Source organism: Thermostichus sp. MS-CIW-36 (assembly GCF_054059035.1).
The window spans coordinates 1-13,576 of record NZ_JBSSBR010000031.1 but is presented as its reverse complement, the minus strand read 5'-3'; the positions used below and the strand labels follow the sequence as shown (position 1 = coordinate 13,576).

At 58.9% G+C, this 13,576-nt stretch carries 13 protein-coding genes; 4 read left to right on the top strand and 9 right to left on the bottom strand.

The window, feature by feature from the left end:
- Positions 1-12 precede the first annotated feature (12 nt).
- Positions 13-675, top strand: coding sequence for a Uma2 family endonuclease (locus ACVWVQ_RS11860; protein ID WP_457508631.1), 663 nt, complete (start codon positions 13-15; stop codon positions 673-675).
- A 14-nt stretch (positions 676-689) separates the two neighbouring features.
- Entirely contained in the window at positions 690-1,355 is a 666-nt protein-coding gene (locus tag ACVWVQ_RS11855) for a Uma2 family endonuclease (protein ID WP_457508629.1), read from the top strand.
- Between the two features lie 261 nt (positions 1,356-1,616).
- Here ACVWVQ_RS11855 and ACVWVQ_RS11850 read toward each other — a convergent pair whose 3' ends face one another.
- Positions 1,617-2,255 carry a Crp/Fnr family transcriptional regulator gene (locus tag ACVWVQ_RS11850; protein WP_414355850.1) on the bottom strand — a complete coding sequence of 213 codons (639 nt, stop codon included), beginning with the start codon at positions 2,253-2,255 and terminating at the stop codon, positions 1,617-1,619.
- Positions 2,256-2,561: 306 nt separating this feature from the next.
- On the opposite strand from ACVWVQ_RS11850, the gene atpC reads away from it, so the two are divergent.
- A complete protein-coding gene (atpC, locus tag ACVWVQ_RS11845; RefSeq protein WP_414355851.1) occupies positions 2,562-2,969 on the top strand; it encodes an ATP synthase F1 subunit epsilon in 408 nt (135 codons plus the stop codon).
- A 160-nt stretch (positions 2,970-3,129) separates the two neighbouring features.
- On the top strand, positions 3,130-3,636 hold the full coding sequence (locus tag ACVWVQ_RS11840; protein ID WP_414355852.1) for a heavy metal-responsive transcriptional regulator: 507 nt from the start codon (positions 3,130-3,132) through the stop codon (positions 3,634-3,636).
- Here the strand turns inward: ACVWVQ_RS11840 and glmS are convergent.
- The 8 genes from glmS to rplI form a co-directional block, all read right to left on the bottom strand.
- Entirely contained in the window at positions 3,597-5,444 is a 1,848-nt protein-coding gene (glmS, locus tag ACVWVQ_RS11835) for a glutamine--fructose-6-phosphate transaminase (isomerizing) (protein WP_457508626.1), read from the bottom strand. The genes ACVWVQ_RS11840 and glmS overlap by 40 nt on opposite strands.
- A gap of 176 nt (positions 5,445-5,620) precedes the next feature.
- On the bottom strand, positions 5,621-6,844 hold the full coding sequence (locus ACVWVQ_RS11830; RefSeq protein ID WP_457508624.1) for an MlaD family protein: 1,224 nt from the start codon (positions 6,842-6,844) through the stop codon (positions 5,621-5,623).
- On the bottom strand, positions 6,844-7,650 hold the full coding sequence (locus tag ACVWVQ_RS11825) for an ABC transporter ATP-binding protein (RefSeq protein WP_414355855.1): 807 nt from the start codon (positions 7,648-7,650) through the stop codon (positions 6,844-6,846). Before ACVWVQ_RS11825 ends, ACVWVQ_RS11830 begins: the two co-directional genes overlap by 1 nt.
- Positions 7,651-7,854: 204 nt before the next feature.
- Positions 7,855-8,730: a TerC family protein gene (locus tag ACVWVQ_RS11820; RefSeq protein WP_457508622.1), complete on the bottom strand. Its 876-nt coding sequence runs from the start codon at positions 8,728-8,730 to the stop codon at positions 7,855-7,857.
- 272 nt (positions 8,731-9,002) lie between these two features.
- Positions 9,003-9,836, bottom strand: coding sequence for a nickel pincer cofactor biosynthesis protein LarB (gene larB, locus ACVWVQ_RS11815; protein ID WP_414407361.1), 834 nt, complete (start codon positions 9,834-9,836; stop codon positions 9,003-9,005).
- A gap of 46 nt (positions 9,837-9,882) precedes the next feature.
- Positions 9,883-10,779, bottom strand: a complete 897-nt coding sequence (locus ACVWVQ_RS11810) for a universal stress protein (protein ID WP_457508619.1) — start codon at positions 10,777-10,779, stop codon at positions 9,883-9,885.
- A 131-nt stretch (positions 10,780-10,910) separates the two neighbouring features.
- A complete protein-coding gene (dnaB, locus tag ACVWVQ_RS11805) occupies positions 10,911-12,686 on the bottom strand; it encodes a replicative DNA helicase (protein WP_457508617.1) in 1,776 nt (591 codons plus the stop codon).
- Between the two features lie 178 nt (positions 12,687-12,864).
- Entirely contained in the window at positions 12,865-13,329 is a 465-nt protein-coding gene (rplI, locus tag ACVWVQ_RS11800) for a 50S ribosomal protein L9 (RefSeq protein ID WP_414329820.1), read from the bottom strand.
- Positions 13,330-13,576 lie beyond the last annotated feature (247 nt).

The following is a 13,576-nucleotide window of genomic DNA, read 5'->3' as shown; positions in this document are numbered from 1 at the left end:
CCAGTGCGACCAATGACCCTTTCCTTAAAACCGGCCACCCAACCCATCCTTGAGCGCCACAGCGCCACCTGGCAAGACTACGTGGCCATCCGCGACCATCCCGCTGTGGATTGGCAGAAACTTTCCTTTTATCAGGGCTGGTTGTGGGTCAACATGGGCAAAGAAGGGCCAGAGCATGCCTCCGTCAGCGATTTCATCACCATCGTCTTTGGTTTTTGGGCCTTTCTCCACCCCGATGTCCCCTTGCAGTCTTGTGGTCGCTGTCTGATCGAACGCCCCGAGACCCATGCTTGTGCCCCCGATCTGGTGCTCTACAAAGGCGATAACATCCCCAAGTACCAGTCCGGTGAACCGCGGCGGATTGATCTGCGCTACCAACGGGCGCCTGACTTGGTGGGCGAAATTGCCGATACTACCCTCAGCATTGATCTGGATGAGCAAAAGCAACTTTACGCCAGCTTGGGTATTCCCGAGTATTGGGTGATAGATGTCAAAGGGCGCCGCGTCTTTGCCTTTGGGCTAGCTGAGGGGGGCCAGTATCGGGCCATTGCCCAGTCACAGGTGCTCTCAGGTCTGAAGATAGACCTTCTCGAGCAAGCCCTGGAGCGGCTGGCCGAGGAGACCAACACCGCTGCTGCCAACTGGCTCCTCCAACAGTTGCAAAGCCGGGCTTAAGAACCAAGATTGATATGACTGTCATCTCCCTAAAAACCTCAACCCCCCCTATCCTTGAGCGCCACAGCGCCACCTGGCAGGACTACGTGGCTATCCGCGACCATCCCGCTGTGGATTGGCAGAAACTTTCCTTTTATCAGGGCTGGTTGTGGGTCAACATGGGCAAAGAAGGGCCAGAGCATGCCTCCGTCAGCGATTTCATGACGGCAATTTTTTTCGCATGGGCCTTTCTCCACCCCGATGTCCCCTTGCAGTCTTGTGGTCGCTGTCTGATCGAACGCCCCGAGACCCATGCTTGTGCCCCCGATCTGGTGCTCTACAAAGGCGATAACATCCCCAAGTACCAGTCCGGTGAACCGCGGCGGATTGATCTGCGCTACCAACGAGCGCCTGACTTGGTGGGCGAAATTGCCGATACTACCCTCAGCATTGACCTGGATGAGCAAAAGCAACTTTACGCCAGCTTGGGTATTCCCGAGTATTGGGTGATAGACGTCAAAGGGCGCCGCGTCTTTGCCTTTGGGCTAGCTGAGGGGGGGCGTTATAGGGCAATCTCCCAGTCACAGGTGCTGACAGGCTTAGAAATAGCTCTTCTTGAACAAGCCCTGGAACGACTTGCCACCCAAACCAACACTGCTGCTGCTAGCTGGCTCATCCAACAGTTACAAGGCCATGCTTGAGGCTGCCACTGATGAAGATTCCAGTCGAAGAACTAGGGATAAACCTTGATTTCGATTCAAACTAGGGCACTACACCCACACCCAAAACATTGGTCGCGTCAGCGTTGCGGAGCAATAATGCACGCGGCCAAAGTCTTTTCTCAATGGCCCACGCATCTCACTCTAACCTGCAACGACTACAACTCCGAACAAAAAACTGCCAGCTTTTAGCCATGCCCTAGAAGCAGATCTTATTCAGCTTCTACTGGCCTTCTACTAGCTTCACGGAGCGGGGGCGAGTTTGATAACAAGGTGACGGTTTTTGTCCACCGCAATCCAGCCCTGCTGGCGAAAACGGTTCAGGAGACGGGTAATGGTGACCCGGGTGGTGCCGATGGCATTGGCCAAGTCCTGGTGGGTAAGGCGCACCTGAATGCGAACCCCTGTCGCAACTGGGGATCCCAGCTCCCCAGCCAAAAGGGAGAGCAACTGGCGCAGCCGATCCTCCACCCGCCGCCGTCCGGCCAAGGCGAGCAATGCTTCGGTTTGGCGCAGCCGACGCACCACCTGCTTGAGCAGCCCTTGACTCAGGATCTCTGAGGCTTCCACTTCTGCTGCCGGCAGCCGCAGCACATCAACTGCCGTCAAAGCCGTGGCTTGGTAGGGATCCAACATCGTCAGCGGGGATCCCAGGGGCATGGAAGGGCCGGCAAACCCCAACAGCGCCTCACCACCGTTGGGATAGAGGGTGGTCAACTGCACCACCCCCCGACAGACGATCACCCATTCATCAGGAAACAAAGGGATAACCTGGCCGGGAGTGTAGGGGGATAAACTGCGGCTGCGGTAGAGGTCTTCCAGCAGTTGGCGCTCCCGTGTGGACAGGCCGGCAGCAAAATGGCTAGGCATCGCTTCAGGCATAGGCTGGCTCCGCTAGGAAAACTGGGCGCACCAGTCGTTGAGCTCCCCCTTGCAAACCAACAGCAATGGGCTGGCCGTCAATGCTGAGGTTGGGGCATGAGATAAGTGTTCCCGACAACACCTTAGCGCTTGCCTCCCAGTCTGAAGTAAAGGCAAGGTTATGTCCAGGTTAAGTGTGGCTGCCCCGAGAGAATAAAGACAAAAGGGGAACCAGGCAAAGCTGCAGGGATCCTAATCCGCTAGGATCGAAACCAGGGTGCTCCGCACCGTCGACGCGAAAGTGCTCAAGCTTTCAGGAGATCTGTCGTGACGCTGATGGTTCGTGTGATTACCCCCGACCGCACGGTTTGGGATGCCCCCAGCGAGGAAGTGATCCTCCCTGCCACTTCGGGCCAATTGGGCATTCTCACCGGGCACGCCCCCCTCTTAACTGCTATAGGCAATGGCGTTATGCGGGTCAAAGCCGATGGAAAGTGGTCGGCCATTGCGGTCATGGGCGGATTTGCAGAAGTCGAAAACAACGAGGTAACCGTCCTGGTTAACCGAGCCGAGCGGGGCGAAACAGTGGATAAGGCGGCGGCTCAGGCCCTCTTGGATGAAGCCAGCAAAGTTTTGAATACCAGCAGCGACAAGCAAGAGCGCTTGCAGGCCAAGTTGGATCAACAGCGGGCCAGGGCCTTGATCCAAGCTGCCGAGATGGGCAGTAAGACCTGAGGGATCTCTTGAAGCTGACTCTGTCCCGATGCAGGATCTCCAGATATAGCCCAAGCTGCAGGGAAGAGGGGGAGGTGAGGCGCAGCCAGATGGCCATTCTCCATCTTCCGAGATTGGCTTTGTTAGGCTGGAGGAATCCACAAAAGATCCAGTTGAAGGCATGTTGAATCCTGCTGCTGTCCAGGACTTGTCTGCCAGCCTGAAGATCGGCCAGGTGGCTCTAGCGGCCGGCTTGCCTGTACGCACGGTGCGCTACTACGAATCGATAGGCCTGCTGAAGCCAACGGTGGAACGGGCGGAGTCCAGCTATCGGCTGTTCGACCCTTCGGTTTTGGTTCGCCTGGCTTTTATCCGCCGCTGCCAGAGCCTGGGCCTGAGCTTAGAAGAAATCCGCCAAATCCTGGATGTCCACGACCGAGGGGAGCAGCCTTGTCCAGAAATTCGCCAGCATCTGCAAGGCAAGCTGCAGGAGATTGAACAGCGAATTGCCGATCTGCAAGCGCTGAAAAGCCAAATTCAAGGTCTCCTCTCCGATTGGCAGATCCCCCCTGCGGCTGCTGATGAAAAAGAGGTGATCTGCCCGATTTTGCAAAAACCAGGGGCCGGCGGTGGCAAGAGCGACAGCCGTTACTCCACTGTTACCGACTTAGCCAAGTTGCGCGGCTGATCCACATCGGCTCCGCGGCGCAAAGCCATGGCATAGGCGAACAACTGCAGAGGGATCACGTTCAGAACCGCCGACAACAGGGGTGTTGTGCTGGGCACCTCGATGATGTGGTCGGCTTTCTCCCGCACCTGGGTGTCTTCGGGGTTGATGAGGGCGATCACCCGTCCCCCCCGCGCCCGCACCTGTTCGATGTTGGAGAGCATTTTTTCGTAGACGGGATCCCGGGTGGCAATGCACACCACCGGCACCCGCTCGTCGATGAGGGCAATAGGGCCATGCTTCATCTCGCCTGCCGGGTAGCCTTCGGCGTGGATGTAGCTCACCTCTTTCATCTTCAAAGCTCCTTCCAAGGCAATCGGGGCGTTAACCCAGCGGCCCAGATAGAGCATGTTGGCAACATGATGGTACTGCTCCGCCAGTTGGTCGTAGAGGGCGGCGTCCTTCAGCAGCAGGCTGATCTTGCCCGGCAGCTCGATCAAGGCTTGCAGGTGGGCTTGGATCTGGGCCGGGCTGAGGATCCCTTTGGCCTGGGCCAGTTGCAAGGCCAGCAAGTACCCTGCCACCAACATGCCAGTAAACACTTTGGTGGAAGCCACGGCAATCTCCGGACCGGCATGGATGTAGAGAACCCCGGCATCCGCCAGACGGCTGGCCTGGGATCCGATGGCGTTGACAATCGCCAGAGTCGGGATCCCTTGGGTGCGGGCCTCGCTCATGGCTGCCAGCGTATCGACGGTTTCTCCCGACTGGGTTAGAGCCAGCAACAGGTGGTTGGGGCGCAACACCGGCTGGCGGTAGCGAAACTCAGAGGCGTAATCCACCTCTACAGGGGTACGGGCCAAGCTCTCGATGAAGTACTTGAGCACCCAGCAGGCGTGCCAGGCAGTACCACAGGCTACAGCGTGGATGTGCTCGATGTGGGCCAGTTGCCCCTCAGAAAGCGCTAGCCCCTCCAGCGTCACCCGGCCCTGTTCCAGATCCACCCGCCCCCGCAGCGTATCGGTGGTGGTGCGGGGCTGCTCAAAGATCTCCTTCTGCATGAAGTGCTTGTAGCCTCCCTTGGCGGCTGAGACGGGATCCCAGGCCACGGTGATGCTGGATTTGCGCAGCTCCTCGCCGGTAATGCGCAGGTAGCGCACTTGAGACTCCGTGAGAACCGCCATTTCCCCATCTTCTAAGAACACCACCTTGCGGGTATGGCGGACAATGGCAGGCAGATCGGAGGCCACGAAGTTTTCCCCTTCTCCCTCTCCCACCACCACGGCTCCGGCATTGCCCAAACGGGCTGCGATCAGCCGATCCGGCGCCTCCCGATCCAGAGCCACCACGGCGTTTCCCCCCCGCAGTTGCCCCATGACCTGGCCAAAGGCCGCCTCAAAGGAGCCCAGCTCTTCTGTATAGAGGCCGAGCAGTTGGGCGATCACTTCCGTATCGGTTTGGGAGCGGAATGGGATCCCCCGCTCCAAGAGGCGCTCCTTCAGCTCCAGGTAGTTTTCCACAATGCCGTTTTGGATCACCACAATGCGCCCGCGCTCGTCGCACTGGGGGTGGGCATTTTCTTCGGTCACGCCGCCGTGGGTGGCCCAGCGGGTATGTCCGATCCCTACCTTGGCGGTGGGCATGTTGGCGGTGAGCTTCACCAGCAGGTTGTGCAGCTTGCCGGTGGCGCGAACAATCCTCAATCCCTCTTCGGGATCCACCGTGGCGATGCCGGCAGAATCATAGCCCCGATACTCCAAGGTGCGCAGGCCCTCCAACAGGATGGGGGCAGCCCACTGAAAACCCACGTAGCCGACAATGCCACACATTCCTCACACCTCAACCTCAGTCGCATCAGCGTTGCGTAGCAATACAGGCAACACCTTATCCGCAAAGCCTACCCCAGGTTGGGGATCCCTTCAACGGCTTTGGCCGCCGTTGTTACCTCAGCGGGTCATCTCAGGGATCCCAGACTCCCGCTAGAGAGAGGGGAAAGGCAGCCAACTTATGGGGAAGTCTGCGGCTGCCATCCTTGGGATCCAGGGGCAACTCCCTGGGCAAAAGAGACGGGCGCAAAACGAAAGTGATACCCTTCGGCCACCGCGGGCTGGATCCCATCTTCCCCAGGGACGCTGGAGACCAAGTTGCTCAGCCCCAATACCAACTCTCGAATGCCGCGGCGAAACTGGGGATCCCCGGTCAGCTCGTCGATGTCGGCGGTAATTTTTTGCATATTCTGAAAGGTGATGCGGGCGGAATCGAGGGTTTGGCGCAGAGTAGCTAAAGTGCCCGGATCGTTGAGGCTGGCGGCAATCTGCTGCAGATCTTCGGTAGCTTGGGCCACGTTCTCCGCAGCCGCTCGCACCTCGGCCAGGATCTGGCGCACATCGGCCTGGAGTTGTGGATCGGTAACCAGCGGGCGCACCGCGCTCGACATGGCCTGTAGATCGGCGCTCACCTGCTGGATGTTCTCCAGGACGGCGTTAAGGGAAGTGCGGTTTTGATCCACCAGGGCGGTGAATTGATCGGCAGCCGCTTGAAAACTGCGGGCAGTTCCCCTCACAGCCCCAGCCGCGTCTTGGATGGCTGTGGCAGCGGTCGTGAATTGCGACAAGTCCAGATCTTCGGTGCGCAGGGCAGCTACTCGCTCTTCCACGGTTTTTGAGAGATCGGCCACGCTATTGGCAACGCGGGTGAGCCCTTCTAGGGTGGCGTTAAGGGTGTCGAAGAGCTCATCGTCGTTGATCCGTGTGAGCAACTGATCCAGCCGGATCAATAACTGGCCAAAATCCACTCCAGGTTTGCCCTCCACCACATCCCCATCGCAGATGATTTGACTGCTGTCGCAATCCGCTGCCAGAGGGGATCCCGTTGCCGCCTGACCCCTCCCCTGGGGCAGGATGTCCATCACCGTTTCCCCCACCAACCCCGTCTGTTTGGTAAGAAACAGGGAATCGCGGGGGATGACTAGGGGCTGATCAATGGTCACCTGTACTTCTACTTGGCTGGGTTGAGGCACAATCCGCTCCACTCGACCTATGGTTACCCCCCGCAGCCGCACGCTGGATCCCTCTGTCAGGCCGACCACGTTGGTATAGGTGACGGTAAATTGAAAGCCGCGCCTGCCAAAGCGCAGGTTGTAGATCCACAAAAACAGGCCGGCAAAGCCCAGCGCCCCCGCCAGGATCAACAGGCCCACTGCCCCTTCTCGCACTGCTCGCGAACGCATCACACCTGCCCCGCCACTTGAATCGGCCCTTCTACGCTACCGCTGAAAAACTGCCGCACAAAGGGGTTATCGCACGTTTCGATCTGCTGCACGGATCCCTCCCACTGCACCCGCCCCTGAGCCAACAGGACAATGCGGTCGGTGGCGCGGTAAATGGTGCTGTGCTGGTGGGTCACCACAATGTAGCTCTCACAGGCTTTTTTCACCTGCTGCAGCTCCCGGATGAGATCTTCAATTACCGTGGAGGCAATGGGATCCAAGCCCGCTGTGGGCTCGTCGTACAGCAGCAATTGGGGCTCATCCTGGGGCAGAGAAGGATCCTCCATGATGGCGCGGGCGAAGCTAGCCCGTTTGCGCATCCCCCCCGAGAGTTCTTCTGGCAGGTTGTGCTCTTTGCCCGCCAGTCCCACCGCCTCCAGCTTGGCGGCCACCAATTCCTGAATACGGGAGCGGGGCAACTGCGAGTGCTCGTAGAGCAAAAACCCCACGTTTTCTTCCACCGTCAGGGAGTCGAAGAGGGCGGCCTGCTGAAACACCATCCCTACTCGCAAAGGGGGAGTTGCATGATGGGCTTGAATCTCCGGGAGCGGGATCCCGCACCAGAGCACTTCTCCAGCGTCTGGCTCCGTTAGGCCGGCGATGATGCGCAGCAGCGTCGATTTCCCGGTGCCCGAAGGCCCCACCAGGCCCAGGGCCTCACCCCGGTACACCTTCAGATCCACGTGGTCAAGCACCACCGTCGAGCCGAAGCGCTTGGAAACTTGGCGCAGCTCCACCAAGGGGGCAGTGCTCTGCACTGCTGGCATGCTCAGAACCTCCGCCCTCGCCAAAGGCTGGAGCCTATTTTCGGACACCTGCTGCTCCTTTGGGCTATCCATGCTGCTTCTGAAGCACTTGACCAACGATTTCAAGCAAAACTGCGGGGTCAAGATGCTTCCCTCCTCAGGTCAGCTTCACTGCTAGTTTAGGAGTCGGCAGGGGCCAAGGCAATGAAGCAGCCCACAGCCCCATCAAGGCAGATCAGGGATCCCTGGCGATAGGCCCAAGCCGTACCTCTCGTCTCCATTCTCTCTGCTCTGGGGCTCAGGGGCGAGGTCTTCCTCAAGGGCAGCCACCCAACCGGAGGGGACGATCTCCATCTCGTCTGTAACCCCTGCTCTTTTCTCTTCCCTCTTCTCTCCGTCAGCCAGCTCCGGCTGTTCATCCTGCTCCGAATGGAGTTTCACGCGCCGCGAGAAACCCCAGACAAATAAGGGGATCACAGCCACCACCATCCCCCACTCCGGGATCTCGATTTGGGGGAAAAACACCTCCAACAACATGGTGCTCCCCACCAAGGCGATGATGGCAAAAGCGGCGTCTTCCAGGTGAGAGAACTCGTCCAACCAACGCAAAAACAGAGAAGCCATGTAGCGCATCAGGGTAATGCCGAGAATGCCGCCGAGGATAATGACCCAAGCCTTGCGGGAGACGCCCACCGAAGCGGCGATGCTGTCGAAAGAAAAAACCAGATCCGTCAGTTCCACCATCACCAGGGTCTGCCAAAAATTGGCGTGGCGGGTGATGTCCTGTTCTTGGCCTTCCTTCTCCCCCCGAAAATGCTGCCAGGCCAGCCAGAGCAGGTAGCAGGCTCCCAAAAACTGTGCGGGTGGATACTCCACCAACCAAACCGCTGCAAAGACAATGGCGATGCGAAAGCCGTAAGCGCCAATGATGCCCCAGCGCAAGGCCCGATTCTGTTGCTGAGGGGTGGGCAGGTGCTTCACCAGAGCTGCTAGGGCAACGGCGTTGTCCGCAGAGAGGGCGGCCTCCAAAAACACCAAAGCCACTACCAAGAAAATATCTGTCCAGGTGAAGGACTGAGTCATCCCTTGTGCCAGGGTCAAGGTCGCCCCCATCGCATCTATGGCATTTTTGACAAGTGCTGCATCAATTAGCATATTCGCGCGTTTTGTCCGCCCCAGTCAGTCCAACACAGCAGTTAACCAGCGTAGGAACCCTCCCCATCTTCGGATAAAGGTACCCCAGAAAAAGGCATGAACCCAGTTAGGTGACCAGAGGCAACACCCTCAAACTCCCGAAGGATGGGAAAGAGAAAGCCCAAGCCTAAACTATGGCCTGAGTATAGCCTGTTTGGCTCAGGATCTATTTACAATTCTTAACCTTCCGAAATCTGTCGATTCCCTGTTGGATCTCCAGTGGGGCCGCATGAACTCAATCGAGCTGCCAGCCGTTGTCCGCAGCGCAGGATCTGGCCTGCTAGAATGGCCGCCCCGAAACCGTTATCGATGTTCAGCACTCCCACCCCCGCCGCGCAAGAGTTGAGCATGGTGAGCAGGGCAGCCAAGCCTTGAAAGCTGGCCCCGTAGCCAATGCTGGTGGGCACAGCGATCACCGGACAATCCGCCAGACCCGCCACCACGCTGGCCAAGGCCCCCTCCATGCCCGCCACCACGATCAGCACGTCCGCTTGCAGGGCCGCCCGGTTGTGCAGCAGCCGATGGATCCCGGCCACCCCCACATCCCAGAGGCGCTTCACCTGAAACCCAGAAAGCTCGAGCGTGAGGGCGGCTTCTTCTGCCACCGGTAAATCGGCAGTGCCAGCGGAGATCACGCTGACCTGTCCAGGATGGCTGACCACCTGCTGGGACGGGATCCAACACAAGCGGGCCAACTCGGAATACTGGGCCTGGGGCAAGCGGCTGCGGATCTCGGCATACACCTGGGCTTCGATGCGGGTGGCCAAGGCCAGGGATCCCCGCTGGTGGAGTTGCTCCAGGATCTGGGCAATCTGATCTGGGGTCTTGCCCGGCCCCCACACGGCTTCGGGAAAGCCCGTGCGCAAGGGACGGTGGTGATCCACATGGGCGAAATCTCCCACCGGCTCGAAGGGCAGAAAGCGATAGGCCTGCAGAGCTTGCTCTGGGGTGAGCTTCCCTTGGGCCACCGCCCGAAACAGATCCTGCAGCGCTGTCGTAGAGGGGGGGGTCATGGAGGATGAGTTAATCTGCAACACTCGGCTTGGATCTTGCCTGGATCTACTGGGCCAAAGACCCGCGCGGGAAAAACAACACCGGATGCCAACTTTGCCGCAAAATCTCGCCGGTGAGGCTGCGAACCGACCACTCCCAGAAGCTGCCCACGTGGGGGGAGGCAGTGGCGATGGCCGTCATGTCTTCATCGGCAGCAGTAGCTAGGATCTCTTTGAGAGGGGATCCCACCCGCACCAGGGTGCGCAGCTGTACGGGCTTCACCTGCTCGCTCAGGGGTTCAAGCACCTGGGCCAGGTCAGCCTCGGCTTGGCGTTGGAGCACCTCCACCGGAGTTCCTTGGTTGCGGCGGGCGCTGGGATCCACCACGTAGAGCAGGGTAAGCGTCTGGCACTGGGAAGTACCGGGCAGCAGGTGGCCGAGATGGTTCAGCAACTGCTGACGCGGCTGCTCAAAGTCAAAGGGCACCAAGAGGCAGCGAAACAGGTGGCGGCTGCGCAAGCGCAATTCTTCCAGGGTAAAGGTAGCCAGCAGTTGGGGGCGCATCACCAGTAGGGGGATTTTCAGCTTCGGCAACAGTGCCATGGTGGTGCTGCCGAACAATTTTTCGGCGAGCAGATTGTGGGTGCCCATGCCTGTGATTAACAGATCGCAGCCGTAGGCTTGGATCCCTTTTAAGATCGCCTCTGCCGGCTTGCCCACCTGCACCAGAGCCTTGACTTCCAACCCCGCCGGGATCGGGTTCAGCAGCTTCTGCAACTGGGCCTGCTCCGCCTGGATTTCGGGGGTAATGTCGTCGGGAATGCCGATGTCGTCCTCTTGCCAATCTACGCTGCGGACGAAGGTGACGCGCTCGATGCCATTGCTGTGCAGATCTTCTAGACACTTGCCAAAACGCTGCAGGCCATCTCGGCGGTCGGTGGCAATTAACACGTTTTTAAACATATCGTTTTGAGCATTAGGAGAGAGGGTAGCCGGCTCAAGAGCAACGCTTTGGCCCGCAGCGATCCTAAGCTAACACCTTGCGGGGTTGTTCCCAAGGCAGCAGCTCCGGATCCCTCTTCGGCATCGGTTGCTCAGCGGTTGGGATCCGCCAGGTTGCGAAACTGGGTGTACTGACTTTCAAACAGCAGGCGCACGGTACCGGTGGGGCCGTTGCGATGTTTGGCGATAATGACTTCGGCAATGCCGCGATCGCTGGTGTTGGGATCGTAGTATTCCGGGCGATAGATCATCATCACCAGATCGGCATCCTGCTCGATGCTGTTGTGTACCAGCAGCCCGTTGGCCACAAAGTTGTGGTGGCGGGGCATCTCGATGTCGTAAACCGGCTGAGGCTCCCCCGGCTCGCTGATGAGCACCACCGGATCCCAGATCAGCCCCTCCTGCACTACCACCGCCACCTCTTCCTCCAATTGCAGCTCGTCGAGGGTTTTCCAGCCGTCTGGGGTCAAGAAGGGATGGTTGCCGGTGGCGCGAATGGAAAAGTTGAGGCGGGTCTTCAGAACACAGGTGGGCTGCCGACCACTGCAAAACACTTTCACAGGCTGTTGAGGCACCAAGCGCCCGCGCCCGTTCAAGCTGAGCAGGCGGGGCAGTTCCGCCGCAGCCGGCAGGGCCGCCAGTTGATCCAGCCGCCAGATCTTGCCGCGATCCGCATCCATCACCTGCGTATCCCCGGCCAGACAGCCCGATTCCCGCAGGTCTGCCAGTTGCGGGCGCTTATCGGAGCGCGACTCGACAGCCCGACTGAGCTGAGACAGCACCAGCACCGGCACCATCAGCTCTTTGGCCATGGCCTTGAGGCCACGGGTAATGCGCGACAGCTCCTGCACCCGGTTGTCAGCAGCGGATCCCTGCATCAGTTGTAGGTAGTCGATCAACACCATCCCCAACGTTCCCCCCTGTTCCGCCTGCAAACGCCGCGCTTTGGAGCGAATTTCTGTAACGGTACAGTCGGGGGTATCGTCGATGAACAGGGGCAATTGCGACAAAAAACCAATGGCTTGTCCCAGGCGCTGCCACTCGTGTTCGCTGATGCGCCCAGAACGCAGACGGCTGCTGTCGATGCGGGCTTCGCTGGCCAAAAGCCGCTGCACCAGTTGCTCTCGTGACATTTCCAAGCTAAAGATGGCGACCGGCTGCTTGGCATAGGCAGCCACATTTTGGGCAATGTTGAGGGCAAGACTGGTCTTCCCCATCGAGGGACGACCGGCCAGGATCAACAAGTCGGATCGCTGCAAGCCCTGGGTCAAGTTATCCAGGTCGATGAATTTGGTCGGGATCCCAGGGAGCTGAGCCCCACTCTGGAACTTCTCTTCCAAATCCGAGAAGATATTGACCAAAACCTCGGAGGCCGGGATAAGACTGCGCTGCACCCGCTCTTGGGTGAGGCCAAACACTTGCTGCTCGGCTTGATCCATCACCTGAGACAGGGGCTGACTGGTATCGTAGGCCAAACGAGCCAAGGTATTGCTCACCTGGATCAACTGGCGGCGCATATATTTGTCCTGCACCAGGCGGGCATACTGGTCGATGTTGACGCTGCTGACGGTTTGCTCCAGCAGACGACGGATCGCCCCTGTTCCCCCCACCCGCTCCAGAAGGTGATGATCTGCCAACCAGGCAGACACAGTCATCAAGTCGGTGGGTTGGCCTTGGCTGTGCAGTTGGAGGGCAGCCCGGTAAATCTCTTGGTGGGCAGAGATGTAAAACATCTCCGGACGCAGAAACTCCGCGACCCGCACCAACGCATCCGGATCGAGGAGAATGCCCCCCAGGATTTCCTCCTCGGCTTCAATGTTTTGAGGAGGAAGCCGATCCCCACCCGTTAAGTCGTAATCGCTGATCACCACAAGCCAGGATAGGAAAATCAACCCAGCCCTAGGGCAACCGGCCTCTCAGCCAGTCAGCTCCAATCGTCAGGCGGGTCAAGCTCTAGGCTGAGCATACCCGCTTGTTGCCTAAGGCAAAAACCCTACTCACCCCGGGATCCCTCACGGGAACTCAGGGATCCTCGAAGGTGAGTCCTCATTCGGGAGTAACCTGAATGCGCAGCGTAGCGGTAACTTCGGGGTGTAACTTTACCTGCACGGGATAAACCCCGGTTTTTTTGATTTCCTCGTTGAGGAGAATGTTGCGGCGGTCGATATCTAGACCGCTGGTAGCCAGCACCACCTCAGCAATATCGCTGGTGGTCACCTGCCCAAATAGGAGGTCGTGTTCTCCCACTTTCTTACGGATGACGAAGCGACCAATGGTCTCCAGAGCGGTCTTGTAGTTTTCCGCCCGTTGTTTTTCTGCCAGTTTACGAGCCGCTTCCTGCTCCAGACGCATCTGCTGCTCTTTCAATATGCCAGGGGTAACCCGCACCGCCATCTGCCGCGGGAAGAGGTAGTTGCGAGCATAGCCGGGCTTGACGTTGACAATCTCTCCGGGCTTGCCCAGCCCTGGGATCGCCTGGCGCAGCACAACCTGCATGTTACGTTTCGACATTGGGAAGACACTTCTTTTCTCGACAGCCCTCCATTCTAGAGGCTCAGCAGGTTCATCGTCAGCCCAGAGTGCCATAGCCACCAGCCCGTCAGCATAGGGGATCCCTTTCAGCTAGAAATCGCAGGAGCCCCGCACTGTACCCGTAGGGTCAGTGCCGGGAGGAATGCGCTTTGATGAAGTACAATGAACTTATGAGCCAAATCCTGACCATCTCCTGCAAGCTCAAGGTGTCCCCGTCGCAAGCCGC